Source organism: Marinomonas phaeophyticola (genome assembly GCF_026966905.1).
In the GTDB taxonomy this organism is placed as follows: Bacteria; Pseudomonadota; Gammaproteobacteria; order Pseudomonadales; family Marinomonadaceae; genus Marinomonas; species Marinomonas phaeophyticola.
This window is the reverse complement of sequence record NZ_JAPUBN010000021.1, coordinates 125,686-150,118: the sequence shown is the minus strand read 5'-3', so window position 1 is coordinate 150,118 and position 24,433 is coordinate 125,686. Positions and strand designations below refer to the sequence as shown.

The following is a 24,433-nucleotide window of genomic DNA, read 5'->3' as shown; positions in this document are numbered from 1 at the left end:
TCAACATTACCGCATCTAATGTAGATGCGGTAATTTAGACATAAGGTGAAAACAACCAATGCTAAACGGAATCTCGACAGTCGCTAAATCTTACCCTGTCGCACCCATATTAGTTGCGCTTTTTACTGCCTTCTCATTATTCTCTCCTTTTTTCTAACCTCTGGCAACATTGAAGCCATGCTCGCGGCTAACTCTGTGGTGCTCATTGCGTCAATTGGCATGACCCTTGTCTTTCTTATTGGTGGTATCGATCTTTCAATATCCACGGTAATCAGTGCAAGTGCCGTTATATCTGGGCTAGCCATGGCGGCTACAGACAGTATTTTTATTGGTGTGTTGACCGCAATAGGAGTGGGTTTTAGCTTTGGTTTAATTAACGGTATCTTAATTGGCTTTTTTGGGTTGACGCCCTTTATTACAACCATGGCTACTCAACTTATTGCTCGTGGTATTGCGTTTGTTTTATCCCAGGGTATTGCTGTTCAAGGAACACCTTACGGGTTAATGGACTTTGGCTTTCTTTCATTTTTAGGAGTCCCAGCCGTAACATGGATCGGTTTAGCCATTGTCATAATATGCATTATTTTGCTGACTCAAACTCAATGGGGGCGCCATCTCATGTTAATTGGCAGCAACCGTAACGCGGCTCGTTTCTCTGGTATCAATGTAAGGTTTACAGAAATCAGCGTGTATTGCTTATCGGGACTGCTTGCTGGTATTGCAGGATTCATTAGTATTTCAAACTTAGGAAATGCCATTCCTGGCGTTGGCGATACCCTATTACTCCTTGTTATTGGAGCAGTAGTACTTGGTGGTACAACAATGAACGGTGGTGAAGGGTCTATCGCCCGAACAGTACTAGGGATTGGTTTACTTTCTGTGCTAATCAGTGGATTAAACCTAATAGGGATTCCATTTTATGATCAACTCATCATTCAAGGTGTACTTATTTTTATTGGTACTTGGCTCGCAATGAAACTCAGCGCAAGGAGACATTAATGTGCTAAACGACAACAACACTCCCTTACTTTCATTTCGAGGTCTAACCAAGTCTTTTTCTGGAAAAACCGTCGTCAATGGCGTTTCATTTGATTTGTATCCAGGTCAAGTCGTTGGCTTAATCGGTGAAAATGGTGCGGGGAAATCCACTACAAAAAACATGTTATGCGGCCTTCTCGAGCCCACTGCAGGGAAAATATTTGTTAACGGGCAACTTGTCGAGAAAAATGAGGGGCATGTCCATGGTATTTCAGCGGTGCATCAAGAACTCAGTCTTTTCGGAGCATTAACCGTTGCAGAAAACATGTGTATCGGCCAATTACCAGGCTCTGCAACGAAAATTAACTGGAAAAAAGTTGAAGAAATAGCCCAAGAGCAATTAGATTTTTTAGGTATTGAAATAGATACCTCTGCCACTGTCGAATCCTTAGGTGCTGGCAAGCAGCAAATTGTTGAGATTGGCAAAGCCCTATTACATGCAGATAAAGTGTTAATATTGGACGAGCCAACCACGTCTCTAACCGCTGTTGAGCGTGAGAAGTTGTTTGTTCTAATCGACAAATTAAGCACTAGAGGCATCGCTATTATATTTATTTCTCATTTTTTAGAGGAAATCTATCGGGTATGCGACCACTACATTGTGTTGAGAGATGGCACTCAAGTCGACAGTGGCCTCCTCGCTAATGTCCCCCAAAGAAAACTAGAAGAAATGATGGTAGGAAGAACCATTGATAATGCCAATGTTCAACACAGTCAACCCCATGGAGGTGAAGCGTTACGGGTAGAACAGCTTTCTTCCGCGGATTTCAAAGATGTTTCTTTTAATGTTAAACAAGGTGAAATACTTGGGATTGCAGGATTAATGGGGGCCGGTAGAACAGAAGTGGCGGAGGCTATTTTTGGGTTACGACCTTCAACCGGTTCGGTTTACATTAATGGCGTCAAGACCGAGAACAGAACGGTAGATTCAATGAAACAATTGAGCGCTTGCTACCTTCCTGAAGATCGCCGAACAAATGGTTTGTTTTTAAATCGCCCCGTTCGGGAAAACTTATCAGCGGCGGCGATTTATCGATTTATCAAACAGGGCATCACTAAATTGGGTTTTGCCGGAGAAAGTCATGTTTCTCAGAAAATAGTCAATGATATGGGAATTGCCATTCCTCATATAGAAGTTCGAGTCGATGCACTAAGTGGCGGCAATCAACAAAAAGTACTTCTCAGTCGATGGATGGCAACAGAACCTAAATTGTTTATTTTGGATGAACCAACTAAAGGTGTAGACATTGGTGCCAAATTCGATATTCATACAAAAATTATTAATTTAGCTAAAAACGGCGCCGCTATCGTCATTGTCTCTTCTGATCTACCAGAATTACTCAATGTGTCCCAACGTATTTTGGTGATGCGCCGAGGAAAAATGGTCGGAGAATTCCAAAGAGAAGCGTTTGACTCAGTGAAAATCATATCCTTAGCCGCCAGCAGTAACGACAAAGGAGAAGGACGATGAAATCCACTCTTAACAGCATTATTTCCAAACAAAAATGGTTACCCATTGCATTAGCGAACATGGTTTTTGCCGCTTTACTCGCCATTGTATCCCCTGTCTTTCTAACATTATCAAATTTCCAGTCGATGCTCATTCAGTCTGGAGTAACCGCTATAATGGCTATTGGAATGACATTTATTATCATTACCGCAGGCATTGATATTTCAATGGGAGCCATTTTATTCTTTTGTTCTGCTCTATTTGCCCAGTTATTACAGGACACACAAAGTTATTGGTTGGCTTTTTCAGCGGCCATTGCGTGCGCTACCTTACTAGGAACCATTAACGGTGTATTAGTAACACGCTTTAAGATTTCACCCCTTATTACTACGTTAGCAACTTATTCTATTTATCGTGGGATGGCGATTCATTTAACGGGGGCCCAAAACATCCCCGTACCAAGAGAAATGGGTTTTCTTGGTAATGGAAAGCTATTCGGTCTACCCGTTCCAATCATTTTGTTAATTGTTATCTTCATTCTCGGTGTGTATCTACTCAACCATACTCGTTTAGGGCTGTATGCAAAGGCTATTGGCAGCTCAGCAAGGTCCGCTAATGAGTCTAACCTACCCGTCACTAAAGTAACCGTAGCGGTTTACGCCATTGGAGGCATGGTAACAGGAATTTCGGCTCTTATTCTTTTAGCTCGCGTAGGAGGGCTACAATCAGGCATTGGTATTGGTATTGAATTTACCGTTATCGCCGCCGTTATTTTGGGAGGAACAAAACTTACTGGCGGATCAGGCACCATTGTTGGCAGCGTCTTTGGTGCTTTCTTTTTGGTATTAATCGACAATGGATTAAACCTAGTAAACGCATCTCCTTACATTTACGACATTGTTAGAGGCAGTGTTTTATTGGCCGCTGTTGCGGTTGATAGACTATCGGCTAAAAGACAAGAAAGTAGGCTGATTCAAATAAAGAAGCAGCGCTTAGAGCACAACCATGCAACCAACTAACCTGAAAGGTTAATATCACTTTCCCGCATAAAGCCAGCTATTTCTGGCTTTATGCTTCTTGTATGATTTAACATTTTGCGATTATTAGGACTTTATACTTTTCTCTCCCTAGTGAAGCAAAGCACTACCTTGGCACCACCAAGAGAATACGATGTTTCAATTATAAAAGTCGCAGCAACCCATTCTGATATGCGTGACACAATGGCGAGTCCCATACCATGACCTTTTATACCATGATCACCACGCCAAAAAGGCTTAACGACCTGATCCCTATGCTCCTCGGGAATACCGATCCCATCGTCTTCGATAGAGAACCGAATACCTTGAGTCTCAAGTTTAATGCTAATGTGTATTTTGGTTTTCGCATGTTTAATGGCATTACTCATTAAATTATTCAATAACATCGCCAAATAACGTCTATCGGCTTCAATGATCACATCACTTTGATCAAACTGATACTCAATATCAAGCGCTGAAGATGTGTGAATAGCAAACAATGAGGTCACAAAAGACGTTAATTCGATTTCCTCACTGCGAAGCTCCACATTAGATTCATCTAAACGAGCGTATCTTAATAAAGTATCGACTAACGATTCCATTTCACATAAGTCATTACTAATACGATCTAAATATTTAAACCGTGTTTGAGGATTTTCTACCTCTTCAAGAGCATCAATACCAAAACGCAAACGAGAGAGTGGTGTTTTTAAGTCATGAGAGACCGCTCGACTTAGCAATTTATTATCACTCACTAGAGTTTCAATACGCTCAGCCATACGATTAAACTCTGCTTCAATATCTGAAATATAAGAAAAACGTGTACTCGCCACTCTTGAAGACAGATCCCCCTTACCAAATGCTCTCGCAGCACTACGTAAAATAATTAACCTCCCTATTAAAGGGTATAACCAGGCAAGAAGAATCACGATAACACCTATATAAAACGTCAGTGTTAAGATTAGATTAAGATTAAAAATAGATGTTTCTACTGCTTTTTTAACAAACAATAACGTCATGACCTGATGAGAGTTATGCATATAGAAATGCAAAGATACGTCGTTCTCAGACTCAAGAATCAACGGAGTTCCCTGTTCAAAACGTTCCGCTAAGCTGTCTGGTATAGGGAAATTAATGCGGTTTTGTAAACTAACCGATAAATCACTTTTCTGTTGCCATTGAGTTAAAAATTGTTCCCTACTTGTTTGATTCATGCCATCAAGAGTGAGAGCTAAATCATTGCCAATCGACTGATAAAAATCAAATTCTCCAACGGCGGATTGATCATCGATACTATGGTAGACTTCGTTAATCAACCAGCCCAAGCCAATCACAGCCGATATCACTACAAGAATAAGGGAAATGGTTAGTTGCTTCATTTAAACCGACCTATTATTGCCATGCATCTGTCGCAAATAAATACCCTTTACCCCAAACAGTCTTGATTCGATAAGGTTGATTTGGATCGTCTTCTAGTTTTTTTCGCAAACGAGAAATTCTAATATCGATAGATCGATCAAAACCATCATAATCAATTCCGCGCAGTCGACTAACCAGCTCACCACGACTAATCACTTTTCCAGCTTCAGCAGAGAGAATCCATAACATGTCAAACTCATTACTAGAAACGGACACCACCTTGCCATTTAAAAATACGCTTTTCGAAACAGAATCCATTTTCAATTCTCCAAATAGGCGAGTTGTTAAATGATCCGTTTCACCTCCTCTTCTAAGTAACGCCTTAATTCTCGCTAATAAAATTCTCGGTTTTATTGGCTTACTTAGATAATCATCCGCACCAAGCTCTAAGCCCAGCACTTCATCACTTTCTTCTACACATGCGGTCATCATCAAAATAGGGGAAGCATAAAATCGACGTATCTCTTTACATACATCAAAACCGTTTTTTATTGGCAACATAATGTCTAATAATACAAGGTCTGGTTGATCCGCTTCTACTAATTCTACTGCTACATCACCACGATTAGCGACACTAACTTCATACCCATGATCCACTAGATAATCGCTTATCCATTCAGACAAAGAAGGGTCATCTTCAACCACTAAGATATGTTCATTTTTTACAGACATCGCCACGCCTTTATCTTTTTTAAGAAATACATCAATATAGCTGGTGTTCAATAAACAGTTAAAATAACCGCCATTCACTGTAGTTTTTTCGATCTGTTTTATAGACCCAAGCAACCTTCACCTTTGTTTCCAGCACAGACACATCTTTATCTTTTATTCGAATTTGATAAACAGTACTGCGATCTAATTCAAAATTTCCCTTATATGACAAGACACCACGTCCATACCAACAGGTTAAAGGACGAGAGTCCGGTACTTGAAAAAAACAATACTCTTTCTCAGCAGGAACAGACCATTTAAAAACTAATGTTTGATAACACGTTTGTCCTTGCCTCAATGCAATACACCGGTTTGGCTCTACTTTTAAATACCAAGGTTGATTATCTGCCACTAACTGTGAAGGCATCAATATTAAAAGTAGACTCAATAATGTGACGCTTCGCGTGAATTTAACAGCCACTCTTAAACCTCCCAATTAAAAAATGTAACTAATTGAAGTAACTAATAAAGTTTCATTATCGTCTTCCATTAGTGGACTGTTTTCTATATTTTTTGGTAAATCTGTGTATCGCAAAAAAGATTTAAACACGCTGTGTTCGGTCAAGGGATAAGTGACGCCTACTTCACCAGAAAAAATGATGCTTGAGCCTAAATCATACTGAGGAAAGCGGCCAGTAGCTTCTTCTGCCGTTACGCCATATAAAAAGTTATTTTTATCCGAAGAGCTGTACTCCATGCTCAAAATACTGTGTAAGTTCCAATTTTTCACTTGCCAGCTACGTCCGATGCGGGCCGTACTAGAAATACCATTTCCTTCATGTGTATCGGTTACCAAACGATACTGAAAAATATAACTATCAAAATGCGCGGTTGCTCTCAAACCCGCCCCATTATAAAAAGTATTACGTTCTAAAATTGCGGCGTTACGCTCATCTTCAATGGTACTTTTGAAACGTTTATCTTCCTCTATCTCTAATCGCCCTTGGAAACTAGAAAACAACACATCAAAAGACCAGTTTTCTTTATTTAAAAAATTATACCCAAGATTTAAACCATCAAATGTCCCTTGAGAGGCTTCTATAAAAAATCCATTATAATAATAATCACCACCGATATTAATGCCGAAAGAATCCCCCTCATTTTCTTTTTCTGGATAAATTCTCCCACCATCCAGATAAGATGCAAATAAACCGATACCAAAATAGCCTCCATTCTCTTTTCCAGAAACATTGCCTGTTCTTATGTCTTTTGCAATATCCCCAGCAAAAACAAGCTGGCAACCAGCAACGATGACTAAACATAATGCCCTTAATATCGTTTTCATTTTGAATATCTCTTAATCATCTTATGAATATTTAATATTGATGCTATTTAAACAAATTTTCTAGAATCAAGTTGTAACAACTTATGTCACTTCTTTTCGGCATTTATAGCTATTTTAATTCCTACGGAAACATTTTGTTACAGCATGAAAAAACTTGATACAACCTCTTCTCTGCTTTCCTTTTATTGTGTCCTTTGTACAAAAACACTTATCATTAGGAATAGTATTATGTCTAAGCAATTTTATATATTAAGCACATCTTATTTTATTACTATAATCAGTTTTCTTTTGATTAATACTTTTTTAGATTTGGACAGGAAAAACATAACGGCAGCTCAGGGAGTCTGGAAATCGAAAAATAATAGTTTACTTTACATAACAGAAAATGAGGTTGCTTTTTATGATTTTAGTCATTCAGAGTGTCGAATAAGAAATCACTTCCCGTCAATCAATCAAGCAAATAAACATATCGAAAATATTCGTTTAAATAAAATACATCCAAAAGGATGGCTATTATCTACCTCTCCCTCTCGTTGGGTTTTATCCTTTGATTTAATCCAAAAAATGCCCTCCAGAACATCTAATTTTGAACAAATCAAGTCGCTTCCAACGAACTGCCCAACGGTAGCAAATCAGGATACAGAACAGTTAAACCGTAATGTTTAACGCTCATTCCATTAATTTGACTTTGCAAATTTGCTCATCATGTAACCTTAGGTATTGATCAGATGAGAAAAACATTTATACGCTTTATTTTCCCTGTCCTAATAACCGTAGGAAGTAGCGTGCTCATAAGTGCTTGCGAAGGCAGAGACAGAGAGTTTAAAACAATCACTTTACCTGAAGGTATATGGCAGGAGGAAGGGACAGGCTACACACTCTATATAACCAAAAACGATACAACAATATATCGTACATCAAAGCAGACTTGCTCCCAGACAGAGTATTATGATTCCTTAGATAAAGCACTCAAGGTGCTCACCTATCCAAAAATTTCTTTTACTCTCAACGATATAACTACTTTATCTATCTTACCTTTAGGAGGAACTGTAACAGATAGAAAACGTTTCCGTAGATTAAAACAGCTTCCGTTAAGTTGCCAAATAGCACTCGATCCGGATGTGTTTGATACTATTTCATTATTTGAACATTCTTGGCATGTATTCAATGCGTATTAATCTGGTTTCAAGTTACGTATTCTGGATTGACCATTTCCGTATGATACTTATCTACCTCAGATCACTAAAGGCATATCACAGAAGCCACTACTGCAAATTATCAGTTAACACTCAGCTCAAAGGTAAAGGTGTAGACCTCCCCATACTCTTATTACTCAAGACGACAAACATCCCTGCTCTTTTTCTAACTACTTTCTTCTTTTTCTAACTACTCTCATCGCTCAGTAATATAAAGAAATCAAGTAAGTGTTCAAAAAACGTACTAATATTTTTCAACCCAAATGATAATAGAAATCAGTAAAGATGATCCAAATGATCTAAAAATAAGGAAAAAGCAAGAACAGTCTCCTTTTTGTTCAAAAAACAATCAAAAATAAAGATAAATTGATTGAATTAAAAAAATTTATACTCATTATGGAAAACTTAGCCTAATATGAAATGAGGCTTCGTTAGAAAGAGCAGAGGTTTACTACTTTCGATGCGTTATATTTTTCTTGTTACTTTTTTATCACTGTTATTTTTACTTGAAAAAGAAAAAGCTTTTTCAAGTACAGATCGTCCAGCGGTGTTATTTGCTTGGACTGAGCTTGATCAAACGGTAACAAACTCGCCTGACTCTCTTGATGACCCTGCCGAAGATCAATTCGATTACTTTATTGAAACACCCCCCACTTTTTCTTTTTTTACACATGCTCCCTATTCAATAAATATTCAGCCTGATTTTTTCAGCAACTCGTATCCTGAGCAACACCCAAGAGCTCCTCCTTACCAATATTCATAAATTACATAATTTTAAAATGAAAATTTACATTATCGTATTAATGAATATAGGTACATTTTATGAAAAACTTTAGCCGTCTTACTGTAAAACCAACTACTACTCTTTCTTTTCCAGATCAACATACCCAAGAGTTTTATCTTGATTCTCCAGCCATTAGTGTGATGACTGATTTTCAAAGAACTCAACCCGTCATGATTGAATTCACAGCAAAAGCAGATGAATTAATTCGCTTAATGAAAAAAGAACATGTAAAACTTAAATTAGTCGTTGATGCAGAAGAAACCTTTATCGGGGTTGTCACAACCGATGATTTAGCCGAACAAGAGTTTATTAGACACAGTGCGAAAGGGTTCGAAAGAGAAGAGCTGCTGGTTAAAGACTTTATGATTCCGAAACACGCTTTGCATGCTTTTTCTTATTCAGAAATATCAAAAGCGACTGTCAGGGACTTATTGCACAACTTACGTGACTATGAAAGACAGCACTTTCTAATAGTAGATGAAGGAGCAAATAGAATAAGAGGGATCATTTCAGCTAGTGATATCTGCCGAAAACTAAAAATTGAGATTGATTTATTTAACAACTCTAATTTCTCTAATATTGCTCAAATGATTGTCGAAGATCATAAACATGCAAACGTAGCTTAGTCTCTAGATTCAAAATAAAAGACAAACAAAAAGCCAGATACTATAAAATTCTCTATTAATTGGATAGTCCAACTATTGGAGATATTATATCTATCTGGTTTTTTTCTTCCTAAGAGACTCTTTTTGTATCATATGTACGGATATAAAAATATTTGTCTTAACTTCATGTACACATTAATCATAAGATACTTTAAGACAATTTTTTCCAGAAGATTTTGCCTCATATAAAGCGCTATCTATCGTGAGTAATGATGACTTATGATTATCAGGGTGAAATATCCCAGCGCCGACACTTACAGTAATATTACGGGGTAACTTAAAATCATAGCTCTCAATACGTGCTTGCATAGCACGAATTTTATCTTCAAAATTCTCTTCTAATGAACCAGAGAATAATAGAGCAAATTCTTCTCCACCCCACCGAGCTACCACACCTGAAGACCCGATAGAATCAGACATAAGTTCTGCTATTTTTTTCAAAACAGCATCACCTTCATCATGCCCATACTGATCATTCACTTTTTTGAAGTCATCCACATCCACCATAGCAAAGAATCGATTCTCAGATTCATTCAATAAAATATCTTCAAGATAGCGGCGATTCCGCAACCCCGTAAGGGCATCCGTCGACGCTAACTCAGCCAATTTTTTATTTGATTCTCTAAGCAATCGATGAGATGCGATACGACTAAATTCGTAAAAACATGCAAGAATAAAAACGATCACATATATCATCGTCATTTGAATAAAGCTTATGGTATTAAATGCCGCTTCTTTCCATACTCCAATATGAGAGATGCAGAGCCAAGAAAACGCAATAAGGTACAAAAGACTAAATAAAGAACCTAGGCGAAACCCTAAAAGAAACACACTAAAAATAGGTGCAATAACAGACAAAGCGAGTGAATAACTTCTATTACCCACAAACATCATAACTAGAAAACAAATACCAGTTACCATGAATAAAAACATAAAAGAGGCAAGTTTAACCTGTTTTTTAATCAATAAACTATAAAGACTTGCAAAACATAATATTACCCCAACAGACTCGGCAACGATTAATATTGGGTAGCGACCAGTATTAATATTGAAGCCTAAAAAGCCTATCATACAAACAGTGACGGTGAGGATTGAAGCTAACAATATTGTTAGATGACGATATTGCTCATGTGATGCGTCTACATTAAGATAATGTTGTAATATTTTATTAATCAAAGAAACACCGTTAATAACCTATAAAAATGACCATTCCTTTAAGTTATAACACCATATTATTAATCATTCCATAAATGATTTGACCACTTGTTCCATTATTTATGTACGCTCTAGTTTGTTGCGTTTTAGAGTATTGCTTCGCTTCAACATAGTGCAGAAGAGCGGCCATTACAACCAATGAGTTATTTATCTGTATTTACATGGAAGCATTCTAAAATACCTAATTCACCTCACCTAAATTCAACGCTTAAGTAAACTATAAACTCATGACCATTATATTACGTATTGATTAACGTGGTTTATATTGAGCTCGACAATATCCTCACTTCATTAAAGGACTACAACACTTTCAATGTTGAGTTTGACTCCCTATGACTCGCCTCTTCCATAATTTAAGACTGCTCCTTAAAAGGCTTGTTCACATAAATACGATCACGTTAGCTTCACTCAAACCAAATAGTTTATCCATCACCTCAAAAAGGAGCTCAGTCTACCCATGCAATTTCTATAGCACAGGATGTTTCACCTTCAGTAAAATTTATCCTATCACCTATAGTGAATTTATAGTCCATGTAAGGAGAAACGTTACTAAGTAATAAAAAAATCAAATAATTTCAATAAGTAATTACGATAAAATACAGTAAATACAATGCGAACTAAAAATTCTCGTTACATAATAGACTGCCAAAGTGCCTGCTCAAATGCGGCAATTAATTTGTCTTTACCTGATTGCCTGTGGCTAAGAAGTGTAATATTACGGGCATAAATAGATTCTGTAATTTCAATTTTCTCAACCGTTGGTGCTAAAGAGTCAAGTCCCTCCCAATTTGGGATAAGAGACACCCCCATGTTTTGTTTCACCATTAATACAATAGATTCCAAAGAATCAATTTCACACAATGTATTAACCTTAAAGTCATATGATTTTTTTATTTGTTCGACATATCGATACGCAATAGCGCCTCCCCATGAATGCTTATCATATTGTATATAAAGGTTGTTGTTGAGAGCATGTTCGACCGAAGCGTATTTAGCATAACTAATTAAACATAACGGTTCTGAAAAGAGTCTTTGTTCACTAACTACTTTGGGTAACTCAAACGTCGGCGATATGACAATGGCTAAATCTAACTGTTGAGCTATCAATTTTTGATATAGCTCTTGCGAGGAGCCGGGCACAATTTTTAACAATAGATTAGGTGTGTGAATAGCTAAATATTGAATACTTCTCGGCAGTAAACCACTAAGAACACTTGATACAACGCCAATATTTAGCTTCCCTGACAACCCAGTTGCATCAAGGTCGTACCAGATTTTCTCTACTTCTAAAGCCACTTTTTTAAGTCGTGGTAATATCCGTAAGCAATCATCTGTTGGTTTTGCTGTATGGCCAATACGAGTTAATAATTGACAATCTAGAGTATTCTCCAACGCTTTAATTCTTTGACTCACTGCCGCCGCCGTTAGATTTTCTTTGCGAGCCGCTGCGGCAATCGATCCAGTTTCAATGACGGCCAGTAAACTTTTTAAAAACCGTGTATCCAATAGAAATCCTTATGAACTAAACAATAAAAAGATAGTATCTCTTGTGAACTAATATTGCTAGTTTAGCTAGACTTAGCCACGATATAAGGAAACATACTATGCATTCTATTTTTCATTTAGCCTTTAATGTCACCGATTTGGACACTGCTTGTGAGTTTTATTCAAATATTCTTGGTTGTCAGCAAGGCAGAAAAACAGACTCATGGGTCGACTATAATTTTTTTGGACACCAACTTTCATTGCATTTAGGCCAACCATTTCATGTTGAAGCCACAGGTAAAGTTGATAATATTGCGGTGCCTATGCCTCATTTTGGCGCTATTCTGTCTTTTCCTCACTGGAATCAACTGGCTCAGAAACTACAAAACTTACAACTCGACTTTATTATCGCCCCGAGTATTCGCTTTGAAGGCCAAGCAGGTGAACAACATACTATGTTTTTTACTGACCCTTTTGGCAATCCCATTGAACTGAAAAGCTTTGCCGATCCAGAACAGGTATTTAACGTATGAGCTCAATCGTGTTTATCCATAATATGGATGCTCATAATCAAGATCTATGGCTTAAGAGGTTTGATACCTTACTACTAAACGAAACCTTGGTCTTACCAGAAACATTATCCGACTCTCAAGCCGCCAATATTGAACTCGCGATTGTCGCCAACCCCAACCCAGAAGTACTCAAGCGTTTCCCTAATCTCATTTGGGTACAAAGTCTATGGGCCGGAGTTGAAAGCATGGTCAAAAGCTTTCGCGCTCTCAATGTCAACAAGAGCAGTGATCAACAACCAACTCAACTCGTCAGACTCATTGACCCCTACCTGGCAAAAACAATGGCTGAAGCGGTACTTACCTGGAGCTTATACCTGTATCGGAATATTCCTAGTTATATAAATCAGCAAAGCCAGAAAGTATGGCGACCGATTCCTTGTCCTGCAATTGAAACCATAGAAGTCTCCGTCTTGGGTACAGGAGAACTCGGTATAGCCTCTATGAATGCATTAATCCATCAGGGTTTTACAGTGAATAGCTGGAGTCGAACCCCTAAAAAAATGACTGATGTGGCTCATTATTCAGGAGCCGAAGGACTAGTTACTCTATTGAATAAAACAGATATTTTGATTTGTTTACTTCCACTAACAGATGCGACTCATCAGCTAATCAACAAAGACACATTATCTCTATTGCCTAAAGGAGCGAAGCTAATCAATTTTGCTCGCGGAGGGATTATAAATCATAATGATTTAATGGCAGCGCTTGATGAGCACCATCTTTCTCACGCCGTACTCGATGTTTTCGAACAAGAACCATTAAACCGCAACAGTCCGTTGTGGTCGCACCCAAACATTTCAATATTACCCCACATTTCTGCCAGTACGAATATAGATACCGCATCCAAAATCGTCGCAGACAATATTTTACGCTATCGGCAGGATGGCACGATTCCTACCGCCGTTGATTTGAGTAAAGGCTATTAAGTTACTTTAAACACTATCTGGATACGCCATATCACACTTGATAAAGTCTTAACTTTTAAATGAGCCTATGCATTACAGAGGAGAAACTGACAGAATTAAAGATTAATAACGTCTATACATAAAGGCTTGATCGCTAGCATCAATCAAGCCTTTCACACTGGATTCTCTTTTCATCGGTCACTAACAATCGAATAACGGCAATTATTTAGCGGATTTACGCGATTTTTCTGAATAAACACAGTAAATTCGGAATAACTCCAATATAGCTAAAGGTACAAAATGTACCAACGCTGGACCATAATTATTGTGTACGAATAACCAATGCAACAAAGTAAACACAGCCGCAGGATAAGCCCAACGTTGCAATTTTTTCCAAGCTGACCGTAAATAGCGTTGCGAAGCATCATTAGAGGTTAATCCCAAAGGAATAAAAATCAAAAAGGCCAACCAACCTGTCCAGATTCCTATTTCGATAAAATCACTCATAATGGTACTTAAAGCACCAACATCAATAAGATAGAACAGAGTATGTAATATTGCATAGACAAATGCGGCCACACCAAAAGCACGACGGTGACGTAGTAACCATTTAGGGACAGTGAGAGACCAGCCACATTTTCGAAATATTAAGTTCAATGGCGTCGCTATCATCGCAATAATCATAAAACGAGTCGAAAACTCACCACTGGGATGCAATAGATCGCCGCTCAGAGCATTCCCCGACATGACCCCGTAAATCATTCCGAGTGCTGGTATGGATAAAATTAACCAAAGTATTTTTTTCATTTGGAATGACATAACGCCTCCTAAAGATTAACTGCTTAATTACTTTTGTGTGGTCGATTTATGATAATGCGACTCTTTTATCGTACTCTGCGTCATATTTACTTTCATACAGGAACCTTAAAATTTACCGGAGTTATTCCATTGGTCTCTAGGTGCTATAGCTTCAACATTATCCCAGCACTCAACAATAAGCCCTTGTTCTAATCGGTAAATATGAAACGAAATGTTCTCTTTTCCTTGGGCATATGTTTTCCCAATAGTCGCAACAAAATTACCTTCACCGACTAATTTAAATAACATGTCGTACTGTCCAAATTCATCCGACTGAAACCAGGATACCAACCCCTCTTTTCCCGCTTTAGCTTTGGGGAAATGCGTCACGCATGTATCCGCGCAGAATTGATCTATTAGATGAAATTGTTTCTCTTGAAGGATCTGTTTAACAAATTCATGTACCTGTGCTTTATTATAGTTTGTCTTGTCTAGATCAATGATTTCATTTGGGCCTGCAACCATATCCTCTCCAGAAAGTGTCACGTCTTGATAAGGCGAAATAGCATCCCAATGCTCAACAATAAGACCGTTTGTATCTGAATCAAATAAATCCGTTGTCACCCATTTTGCACTACCACCATTTAGAGATTGATAAGCATGACAAAATACATATTGGCCATCTTCAATAAAGCGAATAATTTCTATCTCTCTATCTGGGTTACGAGCAACAAAAGGCTCAAAAAACGCTAAAAAACCTTCCACTCCATCGGCGACACCAGTTGAATGCTGGGTATACCTATCCCCTGTGTACTTTTGCACAGCAGATCTTGCATTCCCATCTCGGATACCTTCTAGGTAAAGTTTACGAACATTATCAAGTACCTTGGCCATTGGAGCCTCTTTTTATAAGTGGTTGTATGGCCGGACTATAAACACTACAATTTATCAAATCAACTAATAGAAATTCATTATATATATGAACAAAATCGATTATTTATCTCTTAGTGGTCATAGCTTACGCACATTTTTAATTGTGTTAGAAGAATTGTCAGTTTCTAAAGCGGCTGCACGATTAGGTGTTTCACAATCGGCTGTGAGTCATTCATTAGAGAAACTTAGAACCACCTTTAATGATCCTCTTTTTGTTCGATCTGGGAGAAATATTGATGCCACAGAACGGGCCATCTCTTTGCGTGAACCCATTCAAATAATTTTAGATGGTCTCAAAGGACTAACGGATGAAAGAGCATTTGATCCAAAAACAGGAACATTAGAATTTAAAATAGCCGCCAATGACTTTCAACGCTCCTTAATTTTTCCAACATTATTAAATCGTCTACATAAGTCAGGAGTCGATGCTCAACTGCACTTCATCGCTTCAGGAATACCTGACGCCAGTCTGCTACGACAAGAGAAATGTCAGCTTATGGTGACCCCCTTCCCTCCTGAAGGACCCGATATTTACCAGTTAAAGTTATTTGATGACCATTTAATGTGCTTTTATGATGCCACTATGAGAAAAGCACCAAAAACATGGAAGGAGTTCTATGCTAGTGACCTTATTGAAGCCAAATTTTCCGATCAACAAAGTGCACTTACCGTGTTATTTAACCAAGATAAATCGAAACTTAGTACACCCATTGTATCCGTTCCTAATTTTGAGGCATTAGAACCCTTTATTTTAGGAAGTAAAAGAATTACCGTCGCCATGAGTTTAATGAAAAACGGCTGTTTAAAACAGCTTGATACAGCGACGCTTCCCTTTAAGACTAAGACGCTTCCCATGTACCTAATATGGCATAAACGCGATCATACTGACCCTGCCCACCAATGGTTTAGAGAACAAATTCAACTGACTCTTAAGACTGTTTTGAAGTCCTCATTGTAGCTTTATAAAAAACACACTGCCTTCTTCAAAGAGCGACAATTCATAGGAATACATAATCAGTGTCGCAGATTGGAACAACGCCTATTCAAACACCATCACTTCGTAGACATCAAATTCTGCTCAGCCAAAAAACGAACCAACAGTAGCGTTAGGTTTTCTCTACGAGATTTATCCGGCCAAACCGCATAATAGCCCAATGATTTCAATCTCCAATCTGGTAGAACATTAACCAAGCCTCCTGTTGCCAGAGACTCTCTCACAAGATCTTCTGGCAAAATAGTAAGCCCTAGATTTTGTTTCGCCATGTGACATAGCGCTTCAGCACTATTCACGCTCATCCGAGAGTGTTCGGACACACTAACGGTTTCACCTACACTTGAAACGAACTCAACGGTATTCGATCTCATTTGAAAACTGATCCAGTCCCAATCTTTTAAATCGCTAGGATGTTCAGGCGAGAAACGCGCTTTCACATACTCCTTACCCGCGACAAGCAGGCGTTTACTTTCTCCCAGTTTCCGTGACATCATGGAACTATCTTCTAGCCAACCGACTCGGATGCTCAAATCAAGCCCTTCATCTAAAATATCCATAATTTGATCCGTATAACTTACAGACAGTCGAATTTTAGGGTGCTGCAGTGAAAACCTAGCAAGATAAGTAGAAATTTTTGAAGCCGCGAGAAATGCTGGTAAGGATATTTTTAGCACGCCCATAGGCTCTTCAGACAGATGATTAAGCTCATTTAATCCAGCTTCTGCATTACCAACCATATCGATGACATGCGCATAAAATTTTTGGCCTTCACTTGTCAAAAGCAATTTTCGCGTTGTCCGATACAATAACGTGACTCCCAAATATTTCTCAAGATCAGAAATGGTATGACTAATTCGAGAGGGTGCAAGACCAAGCTCTTTGGCGGCGGCACGAAAAGAACCCACATCAACTACTTTTGCAAAAACGGCCATGTGTTTTAGATAATTTATCATTGTTCTGAAATTCGGACTTATAAAATACGATTATCATATATATTCAGAACAATTTGTAAACGATATATTACCACCTCATCCATCTTTATGAGTCCCATCAGGCAAAAACGTGTTTTGATGGGCTAGAATTTTTACAGGAAATATTATGAGAAGTTGTAATAAAAATTTGGTTTTAGGTATTGCCATTAGCTTAGCGACTCCTTCTATCGCACTCGCTGAAGGTTTTTATGCAACAGCCCAGCTCGGGGTTAGCCAACACGCCAATGATTCTGAAGCGTATGGAAATAATATTGCTGTCGATTCCGATTTTCCCAGTTCATTCGATACTGAAAGCGGTCATGTCAGCGGTGTAGGTATTGGTTATCTATTCAATGATCAGCTCCGTATTGAAGGGCGTTTAGGCTACCGTGACAGTAATTTTAATGACAGACAAATGGGTACTGGCGCTCGCGAAGGGGAAGAATACTACCTCAATGGCAATATAAAAAGTGTGACCGTTACCCTTGAAGGTTTTTATGATTTCGTCAATGACTCCTCTTTTACACCCTATATTAAAGCAGGTGTCGGTGTTTCAAATAATGATTACTCCGCTCGTTTAGGTGGCACAGGCATAGCCGCATTCGATCCATTTGATGGTAAAGCCGATGGCTATTATGATGATTACGCAGATGGAGATTCAACAGAATTCTCGTGGAACCTTGGTTTTGGCGGTACTTTAGAAGTATCGAAGAACACATCAATATATGGTGAATATCAATACGCTTCGTTTGGTGATGTCAAGACCGGCCAGGATGCTTTTACTGACGGGTTCAAAGTAAACGATGCAGCAAGTCATGAAGTGGTGATTGGGGTTCGTATAGCAATCTAAACTCTTTCGACTCATGTGATGAAACCGATAAGGGGAGCCTACTTTGCGTAAGTGATTCCTCTTATCGTCATTAGTCCTATAAAAATTTAGTGATTACCGGACTCTAGATTACATCTATTCATTAAACATCCTAGCGATATCATGGGACATTGGCATCACTACTTTTTCAAACCAATTCTTCGCCAAGGTTTCTGACATAGCGCCATAACCGTCTTTCTTTAAGGTATCTTCAACCGCAAACGCTTTCGACAAAATTAACTCTCCTTCTGAAGAAATTAACTGCCAACGGCCAGAAATATGAACTACGCCATTTAAATCCGCAAAAAAACTATCTACTTCTATATCAAGTTGGGCTATTGAATAACTTGGTAATCTTTGTCTAACGAACCAAGTGAGATTGGGAAGACTTTTTTCTAATCGTTGCTGAGTAAGGCGGGTCAATTGTGGAGATAAAGGCTCTGCCCACAAATTGAGCTGTGATCGATGCACCTCACCACGGCTTGTGACTAATACAATTTCATTACCGGCTAGGTAGTTCGCTACAACAATTGGCATCAGTTGCACAGAGATACGTTTAGTTGCTTCTGTTTCAATTTGAGCATTGCTATTATCCATTAAAAGATATTCATAACTTGAATCAACGGGTGTGGCGCAACCAGATAATAAAGTTACAGCGAACAACCAAACACCTAAAAGACGTAAATTTTTCATAACACTATCTTTCCTTTATATTATCTTGCCGCTTTCGGTTGCACTTCTAAGCGGGGCTTACTATCAAAAATCAAGGTATTTGGCTTTTCTCTTAACTGCCGTAATAACGGCTGTAACTCATTTAATGATCGCCCTAGTGACAACATATTTTCTCGTAATGGACGCCCTATCTGACCATTAGCTTGGTAACTTTCTAGCGTTAAATTTAACTGCTTCATGACCTCGGCAATATCATCGGGAATCTGCTGTGTTTCTGATTTTTCTAACAACTGTTCGACACTGTTACTAAGTGACTGTAATTGTCGTAAAGTTTCATTCGCCTCGGCCATCGTTTGCCCAAGCTGTTCAAAAGTTTGCTTTAAAGGAACATCCGCAAAAGAGTCTAATAGCGTAGACACTTTACCACCGATATCGGCTAAAGAGTCTGGTGCCGTTGGAAAGACATCATAACCAGCAAATTCTGTCATACCCGGTGCTGGAGGATTGTCCATAAAATCAAGACTAATCACCCTCGCGGCATTCAAATAATTACCAATTTCTAGCTTTGCCCTTAACCCTTGCTTAATACGCGTATCCAGTAACTCTTTCCATTTCTCTACCGATTGTTCACCTGAAACAGACCAGTCATGCAAGCGCTGGGGCTCTATACGAGCCAATACCGGAATCACAGGTCGATCGAAAGAGGTTGTTGCATCCATAGCAATATCAGTAAAAGGTACCGCCATTACTGTACCAATACGAACACCACGAAATTCAACATCCGCGCCAGCCGCAAGTCCACTCACATTGGAATCAAATAGAAATAAATACTCGATCGTCTTATCATACAAATTATGATTTGCCTCTTCTTTGGAGGCAAATAAATGGAAAGAGGTTAAATCCTTAACGCTATTACCAACAAGCTTATCTTTTCCTAATCCAAACGAGATACCACCAGATACGAAAGTTTCCAATGAATCGAGTCTTACTTCAAAACCCTGCACCGAGCTTTTAAATAACAATCCAGGGGTAATCCAAAACTGGACAGCATCATTTACTAAAGCATCATAAGGCGCCTTAACAACAATTCGATAGGTAATAGAACCTGCAGCCGTATCAAATCCCACTTCTTCAACATAACCCACTTCATAACCGCGAAAATGAACCAAAGTACCCACATCTAATTTAGCGGTGTTATGACTATTTAATAGAATTCGAATACCTTCTGTCTTAGTCGACAAAGGAGGCTGGCTGAGTAAAGTAAATTCATCACTTTCTTTACCTTGCTCACCAGGAGACATATCAATATATGCCCCAGATAATAAAGTACTTAAACCACTCACGCCTTCCTTGCCGATTCTAGGTTTCACAACCCAAAACTGAGCGTCTTTTCTCAGCATTTTTTGCGTACCCTGATTCATACGAACCTTGATAATCGCTTTGTCGTAATCATTGCTTAGTCGGATATCAATGACTCTTCCTACGTCTACATTGCGCGCTTTAAGTTTAGTTTGTCCTGCTTCTAACCCTTCTGCATTAGAGGCAATTAAAGTAATGACAGGCCCCTGACTCGCCCAGTTCTGATACAACATCCATCCAGCGACAATGATCGCAATCAATGGGACTAGCCAGATAGAGTTAAAATGCACTCGGCGAAGGCTTTCAATATTTTTGTTCTCTTCCATTATTCTTTGTGCTCCAACACAGGCGCAGATATCCTAGTATCCCATAATAATCGAGGATCAAAGGATGCCGCAGCAAGCATAGTCAGAATCACTACGGCGGCAAAAGATAAAACAGCTGGGCCTGGGAATATAGAGATTAGGTTACCCAACTGCACAAGACCCGTTAAAACCGCTACGACAAAAATATCAATCATTGACCAGCGACCAACCACTTCGGTAATTCGATACAGTTTCATTTTCTGCAGAGTTTCTCTCTCGGTTGGATAATAACATTGCCAGCAAAGCCAGCTTAACGACAAAATTTTAGCTAATGGAATAACCACACTAGCAAAGAAAATCACTAAGGCTACAGGATAAGACTCCAAAGACCAAAGTAATAACACTCCTTCCATAATAGATGACGGTTCATTTCCACCTAAAAATGTAGTGTGCATAATAGGGAAAATATTGGCGGGAATAAACATAATGACGGCCGCAATCAGAAAGGCCATGGTTGTCACTAAACTTTGAGGATGACGATGATGAATAGTGTGCCCACAACGACTACAGTGACGATTCGTATCAGCAAGTAATGCGCCACAAAAATGACAACCAATTAACCCTTGCCTCTTAGCCTGCTGCGGTCGATCGCTTATTCTATGCTCAGGAGCTTGACCCGCAACCTTATTCCAAAGCCAACGCCTATCTACCAACATCACTGTCTGTAATAATAAAAGCACATAAGCGCAAAAAGCCCAAAAGGATAAACCCAGTTGAATATCCGCCATGCTATTCATCTTTACTAAAGCCACTAAGATACCGACTAAAAACACGTCTACCATCAGCCAAGGCTGAATAACAATCACACAACGAGCACCGTAGCGCTTTGTGGCAAGACTGATATGACGATTATGGAATGACCAGACTAATAGTACGATAGTTAGTAAGTAAGCGAGTGGAAAAACAAATAAAGCCAAACTAATCAGTATACTTAATATAAGATAGTCTTGAGTAATCAAAACATTAATAATATCGAAAAGGCTAATGCTTCGTTCTGCGCCATTACTTGAGAAGCCAAGAAAAGGGAAAACGATGGCAAACAAGCCCATCAACAAAGAGGATATACCGGCTGCAAAAATTCGTTTTTCTACGTGCTCACGAAAATTCACCAACGTATGTCCGCAACCTTCACAGACAAATCTTTCTCCTCTTTTCAGAAGTGGAATGTGGTGCACTAAATCACACTCCTCACATGCGGTGACACTTTCTTGGAACAGCGATGACCCCATATTTCCCCAATATCAATACAAAAACGTTCTGTTTATCAGTAACCGTCTTTAACAAATACATTATGGCATTCGATCAAATTACGTATTCAAAACCCATTACTTTCCACTAAATCTCTGTGTGTCTAAAGGGTTATGCCAATACATAGGCACTAATGAGTCGATTAAATTCTAACAGATCAAACGAACCTTTTACTTCAAATTTCACTTTTCCGAGCTCACTGAGGTAAAGCTCAATTTCACAATCTAAATCTAGCGTACCAGAGGTCTCAACAGAAAAGGCTTGAATCTTACTATAAGGCAGTGATGTATAATCTACTTTTGAGCCAGTAAGTCCTTGCACGTTAGCGGCAATAATTCTCTTATTAGTGAAAATGAGCTGATCTCGGATGGTTTTAAAAGCCGCAAAGATAGTTTCCCCTTCGATCAGGAATTTATGAAAATCTTCTCTTACTTTATCCATTTCGATGGGTTTTAACTTAAATACGGATGAATTTTCAAAATCGATCATGGTCACTTCCACCTTCAAATCATTAATAAAGAACCATCTTAGCAATAACCCAATAGATCAGAAACCAATTAATCTGCTCTTTCTTGGCCATTCAACGTTGCAACAATAGTTCTACCGCCATCATGGTCTCTATGCTCACAAAGGTAAACCCCTTGCCAAATACCGATATTTAACTGTCCATGAGAAATAGGAATTGATTGATTTGATCCAAGGATACTGGATTTAATGTGAGCAGGCATATCATCATCACCTTCATAAGTATGCTGATAATAAGATGCATTTTCCGGGACGTAAGTATTAAAGTGCTTTTCCATATCGCTTCTTACTGTCGGATCCGCATTCTCATTAATGGTCAATGAAGCCGATGTGTGTTTTATAAAAAGATGCAGTAAACCAATCTCAATTGACGCTATTTCAGGAACTTGTCTTAACACCTCATCGGTAATTAAATGGAACCCTCTCTTTTTCGAAGAAATCTGTATTTCGCGTTGTAACCACATAATATAAATAGACCGTTATTATATTGAAAAATAGACACCTAATACCGAAAATCAGCCAAGAAAAAGATATATACCCATCTTGGGAGAATTCTATTTCTTTTCTATTTGAGTGTTATCCACCACATGATTTTCACCAATATCATTCGGTAACACCAAATTTAACAAAATGGCAACAATACCGCATAAACTAATCCCTTGTAGGCTAAACTCACCAATACCAAAAGCCATACCGCCAATGCCAAAGACTAATGTCACTCCAACAATAACCAGATTTCGAGATTTATGAAGGTCAACTTGGTTTTTTATTAAGGTGTTTAAGCCAACGGCGGCAATTGAACCGAACAGCAAGATCATGATCCCCCCCATAACCGGTACCGGAATCGTTTGGAGCAAGGCACCTAACTTACCCACCCAAGCAAGAATAATGGCAACAATCGCGGCCCAAGTCATGATAACAGGATTGAACGCTTTTGTTAGCATCACGGCTCCTGTCACTTCACTGTATGTGGTATTCGGCGGCGCTCCAACCATTGCTGCCGCGATGGTAGCGACACCATCACCGGCAATCGTTCTATGTAACCCCGGCTTTTTGAGAAAGTCTTTTCCAGCTACATTAGAAATGGATAGGATATCACCCACGTGTTCGATAGCAGGCGCGATAGCAACAGGAATCATAAACAAAATAGCATTTATATTAAATTCTGGAGTCGTAAAATTCGGAATAGCAAACCAAGCCGCGTTCGTAACAGCCTCAAAACTAACCACCCCAAATCCCAAACTCAAAATATAACCGGTAAAAATACCGCCGAAAATAGGCAATAGTTTCAACATGCCTTTAGCAAAGACACTAATGAAAATCGTAATAAGCAAGGAGGCTAATGAGATCCAAATAGAGGCACTCGAATCCACTAACTGTACCGCGCCATCACCACTCTTACCTAAAGCCATGTTTACGGCAACTGGCGCTAACCCTAAACCAATCACCATAATAATAGGACCGATAACCACTGGTGGTAATAGTTTATGAATAAAACCGGAACCTTTTAAACGAATTAACGCGCCTAACAGGACATAAACCAATCCTGCCGCGATTAATCCCCCCATAGTTGACGCGATGCCCCATGTTTGGATGCCATATAAAATGGGAGCAATAAACGCAAAAGAAGACGCTAAAAAGATAGGCACTGTACGCCGTGTAATCAGTTGAAAAAGTAAGGTCCCCACACCCGCACCAAAAAGCGCGACACTAGGGTCAAGACCTGTAAGCAGCGGAACAAGAACAAGTGCTCCAAAAGCAACAAACAGCATTTGGGCACCTAAAATGGCATTTTTCATGACTATTCCTTGGATAAATTTATGCCATATTTTAAGCTATTTATTCGAAAAATAGGAATGAAAAAAGATTTTTTTATCTTCATTAAGAGTAATAAAAGCATTATAAATCAATGATTATCGAGCTTATCTTCAATGGATTATTTACTTTAATTTAATAACG

At 38.7% G+C, this 24,433-nt stretch carries 26 protein-coding genes; 11 read left to right on the top strand and 15 right to left on the bottom strand.

Annotated features, from left to right (window positions below):
* The first annotated feature begins 177 nt into the window (after window positions 1-177).
* The 3 genes from O1D97_RS18085 to O1D97_RS18075 are packed head-to-tail and all read left to right on the top strand — an operon-like array spanning window position 178 to window position 3,507.
* The gene (locus O1D97_RS18085) at window positions 178-999 is read left to right on the top strand and encodes an ABC transporter permease (protein ID WP_269127589.1); all 822 of its coding nucleotides are present in this window, start codon (window positions 178-180) and stop codon (window positions 997-999) included.
* A 1-nt stretch (window position 1,000) separates the two neighbouring features.
* Complete coding sequence (locus O1D97_RS18080; RefSeq protein WP_269127588.1) at window positions 1,001-2,509, top strand: sugar ABC transporter ATP-binding protein; 1,509 nt, start codon at window positions 1,001-1,003, stop codon at window positions 2,507-2,509.
* Complete coding sequence (locus O1D97_RS18075) at window positions 2,506-3,507, top strand: ABC transporter permease (RefSeq protein ID WP_269127587.1); 1,002 nt, start codon at window positions 2,506-2,508, stop codon at window positions 3,505-3,507. The genes O1D97_RS18080 and O1D97_RS18075 overlap by 4 nt, the downstream gene beginning before the upstream one ends.
* Window positions 3,508-3,599: 92 nt before the next feature.
* Here the strand turns inward: O1D97_RS18075 and O1D97_RS18070 are convergent, their stop codons facing one another.
* From O1D97_RS18070 to O1D97_RS18055, 4 genes are read right to left on the bottom strand one after another with little or no spacing between them, the layout of a single operon-like run.
* Window positions 3,600-4,883, bottom strand: coding sequence for an ATP-binding protein (locus tag O1D97_RS18070; protein ID WP_269127586.1), 1,284 nt, complete (start codon window positions 4,881-4,883; stop codon window positions 3,600-3,602).
* A 13-nt stretch (window positions 4,884-4,896) separates the two neighbouring features.
* Window positions 4,897-5,595, bottom strand: coding sequence for a response regulator (locus tag O1D97_RS18065; RefSeq protein ID WP_269127585.1), 699 nt, complete (start codon window positions 5,593-5,595; stop codon window positions 4,897-4,899).
* A gap of 58 nt (window positions 5,596-5,653) precedes the next feature.
* Window positions 5,654-6,055 carry a DUF3019 domain-containing protein gene (locus tag O1D97_RS18060; RefSeq protein WP_269127584.1) on the bottom strand — a complete coding sequence of 134 codons (402 nt, stop codon included), beginning with the start codon at window positions 6,053-6,055 and terminating at the stop codon, window positions 5,654-5,656.
* Window positions 6,056-6,070: 15 nt separating this feature from the next.
* Complete coding sequence (locus tag O1D97_RS18055; protein ID WP_269127583.1) at window positions 6,071-6,919, bottom strand: MipA/OmpV family protein; 849 nt, start codon at window positions 6,917-6,919, stop codon at window positions 6,071-6,073.
* A 228-nt stretch (window positions 6,920-7,147) separates the two neighbouring features.
* Between O1D97_RS18055 and O1D97_RS18050 the strand changes: the two genes are divergently transcribed.
* The 4 genes from O1D97_RS18050 to O1D97_RS18035 all read left to right on the top strand — a co-directional run bounded on the left by O1D97_RS18050 (window position 7,148) and on the right by O1D97_RS18035 (window position 9,525).
* A complete protein-coding gene (locus tag O1D97_RS18050; protein WP_269127582.1) occupies window positions 7,148-7,585 on the top strand; it encodes a hypothetical protein in 438 nt (145 codons plus the stop codon).
* A 62-nt stretch (window positions 7,586-7,647) separates the two neighbouring features.
* Window positions 7,648-8,097, top strand: a complete 450-nt coding sequence (locus tag O1D97_RS18045; RefSeq protein ID WP_269127581.1) for a hypothetical protein — start codon at window positions 7,648-7,650, stop codon at window positions 8,095-8,097.
* Window positions 8,098-8,575: 478 nt separating this feature from the next.
* On the top strand, window positions 8,576-8,878 hold the full coding sequence (locus O1D97_RS18040; protein WP_269127580.1) for a hypothetical protein: 303 nt from the start codon (window positions 8,576-8,578) through the stop codon (window positions 8,876-8,878).
* Between the two features lie 59 nt (window positions 8,879-8,937).
* Window positions 8,938-9,525, top strand: a complete 588-nt coding sequence (locus O1D97_RS18035; RefSeq protein WP_269127578.1) for a CBS domain-containing protein — start codon at window positions 8,938-8,940, stop codon at window positions 9,523-9,525.
* 174 nt (window positions 9,526-9,699) lie between these two features.
* On the opposite strand, the gene O1D97_RS18030 is transcribed toward O1D97_RS18035, so the two are convergent.
* Complete coding sequence (locus tag O1D97_RS18030; protein ID WP_269127577.1) at window positions 9,700-10,740, bottom strand: diguanylate cyclase; 1,041 nt, start codon at window positions 10,738-10,740, stop codon at window positions 9,700-9,702.
* Between the two features lie 669 nt (window positions 10,741-11,409).
* Entirely contained in the window at window positions 11,410-12,285 is an 876-nt protein-coding gene (locus O1D97_RS18025) for a LysR substrate-binding domain-containing protein (RefSeq protein WP_269127576.1), read from the bottom strand.
* A 98-nt stretch (window positions 12,286-12,383) separates the two neighbouring features.
* On the opposite strand from O1D97_RS18025, the gene O1D97_RS18020 reads away from it, so the two are divergent.
* Together O1D97_RS18020 and O1D97_RS18015 are read left to right on the top strand one after the other, a co-directional pair.
* Complete coding sequence (locus O1D97_RS18020) at window positions 12,384-12,797, top strand: VOC family protein (protein WP_269127575.1); 414 nt, start codon at window positions 12,384-12,386, stop codon at window positions 12,795-12,797.
* The gene (locus O1D97_RS18015) at window positions 12,794-13,762 is read left to right on the top strand and encodes a 2-hydroxyacid dehydrogenase (RefSeq protein WP_269127574.1); all 969 of its coding nucleotides are present in this window, start codon (window positions 12,794-12,796) and stop codon (window positions 13,760-13,762) included. Before O1D97_RS18020 ends, O1D97_RS18015 begins: the two co-directional genes overlap by 4 nt.
* Before the next feature lie 201 nt (window positions 13,763-13,963).
* Here O1D97_RS18015 and O1D97_RS18010 read toward each other — a convergent pair whose 3' ends face one another.
* Both O1D97_RS18010 and O1D97_RS18005 read right to left on the bottom strand, forming a co-directional pair.
* Entirely contained in the window at window positions 13,964-14,560 is a 597-nt protein-coding gene (locus O1D97_RS18010; protein WP_269127573.1) for a protein-methionine-sulfoxide reductase heme-binding subunit MsrQ, read from the bottom strand.
* A gap of 105 nt (window positions 14,561-14,665) precedes the next feature.
* Window positions 14,666-15,433 carry a nuclear transport factor 2 family protein gene (locus O1D97_RS18005; RefSeq protein WP_269127572.1) on the bottom strand — a complete coding sequence of 256 codons (768 nt, stop codon included), beginning with the start codon at window positions 15,431-15,433 and terminating at the stop codon, window positions 14,666-14,668.
* Window positions 15,434-15,518: 85 nt separating this feature from the next.
* On the opposite strand from O1D97_RS18005, the gene O1D97_RS18000 reads away from it, so the two are divergent.
* On the top strand, window positions 15,519-16,430 hold the full coding sequence (locus O1D97_RS18000; protein WP_269127571.1) for a LysR family transcriptional regulator: 912 nt from the start codon (window positions 15,519-15,521) through the stop codon (window positions 16,428-16,430).
* Between the two features lie 95 nt (window positions 16,431-16,525).
* Here O1D97_RS18000 and O1D97_RS17995 read toward each other — a convergent pair whose 3' ends face one another.
* Window positions 16,526-17,419: a LysR family transcriptional regulator gene (locus O1D97_RS17995; RefSeq protein WP_269127570.1), complete on the bottom strand. Its 894-nt coding sequence runs from the start codon at window positions 17,417-17,419 to the stop codon at window positions 16,526-16,528.
* A 145-nt stretch (window positions 17,420-17,564) separates the two neighbouring features.
* Here O1D97_RS17995 and O1D97_RS17990 point away from each other — a divergent pair, with 145 nt between their 5' ends.
* Window positions 17,565-18,287 (top strand): outer membrane protein, encoded by a 723-nt coding sequence (locus O1D97_RS17990; protein ID WP_269127569.1) that lies wholly within the window; start codon window positions 17,565-17,567, stop codon window positions 18,285-18,287.
* 114 nt (window positions 18,288-18,401) lie between these two features.
* On the opposite strand, the gene O1D97_RS17985 is transcribed toward O1D97_RS17990, so the two are convergent.
* The 6 genes from O1D97_RS17985 to O1D97_RS17960 form a co-directional block, all read right to left on the bottom strand.
* Window positions 18,402-18,998: a PqiC family protein gene (locus O1D97_RS17985; protein WP_269127568.1), complete on the bottom strand. Its 597-nt coding sequence runs from the start codon at window positions 18,996-18,998 to the stop codon at window positions 18,402-18,404.
* Window positions 18,999-19,018: 20 nt separating this feature from the next.
* Complete coding sequence (gene pqiB, locus O1D97_RS17980) at window positions 19,019-20,662, bottom strand: intermembrane transport protein PqiB (protein WP_269127567.1); 1,644 nt, start codon at window positions 20,660-20,662, stop codon at window positions 19,019-19,021.
* On the bottom strand, window positions 20,662-21,930 hold the full coding sequence (locus O1D97_RS17975; RefSeq protein WP_269127566.1) for a paraquat-inducible protein A: 1,269 nt from the start codon (window positions 21,928-21,930) through the stop codon (window positions 20,662-20,664). The genes pqiB and O1D97_RS17975 overlap by 1 nt, the downstream gene beginning before the upstream one ends.
* A 130-nt stretch (window positions 21,931-22,060) precedes the next feature.
* Window positions 22,061-22,438, bottom strand: a complete 378-nt coding sequence (locus O1D97_RS17970; protein ID WP_269127565.1) for a PH domain-containing protein — start codon at window positions 22,436-22,438, stop codon at window positions 22,061-22,063.
* A 68-nt stretch (window positions 22,439-22,506) separates the two neighbouring features.
* The gene (locus tag O1D97_RS17965; RefSeq protein WP_269127563.1) at window positions 22,507-22,938 is read right to left on the bottom strand and encodes a secondary thiamine-phosphate synthase enzyme YjbQ; all 432 of its coding nucleotides are present in this window, start codon (window positions 22,936-22,938) and stop codon (window positions 22,507-22,509) included.
* Between the two features lie 90 nt (window positions 22,939-23,028).
* Complete coding sequence (locus O1D97_RS17960; RefSeq protein WP_269127562.1) at window positions 23,029-24,273, bottom strand: uracil-xanthine permease family protein; 1,245 nt, start codon at window positions 24,271-24,273, stop codon at window positions 23,029-23,031.
* Window positions 24,274-24,433 lie beyond the last annotated feature (160 nt).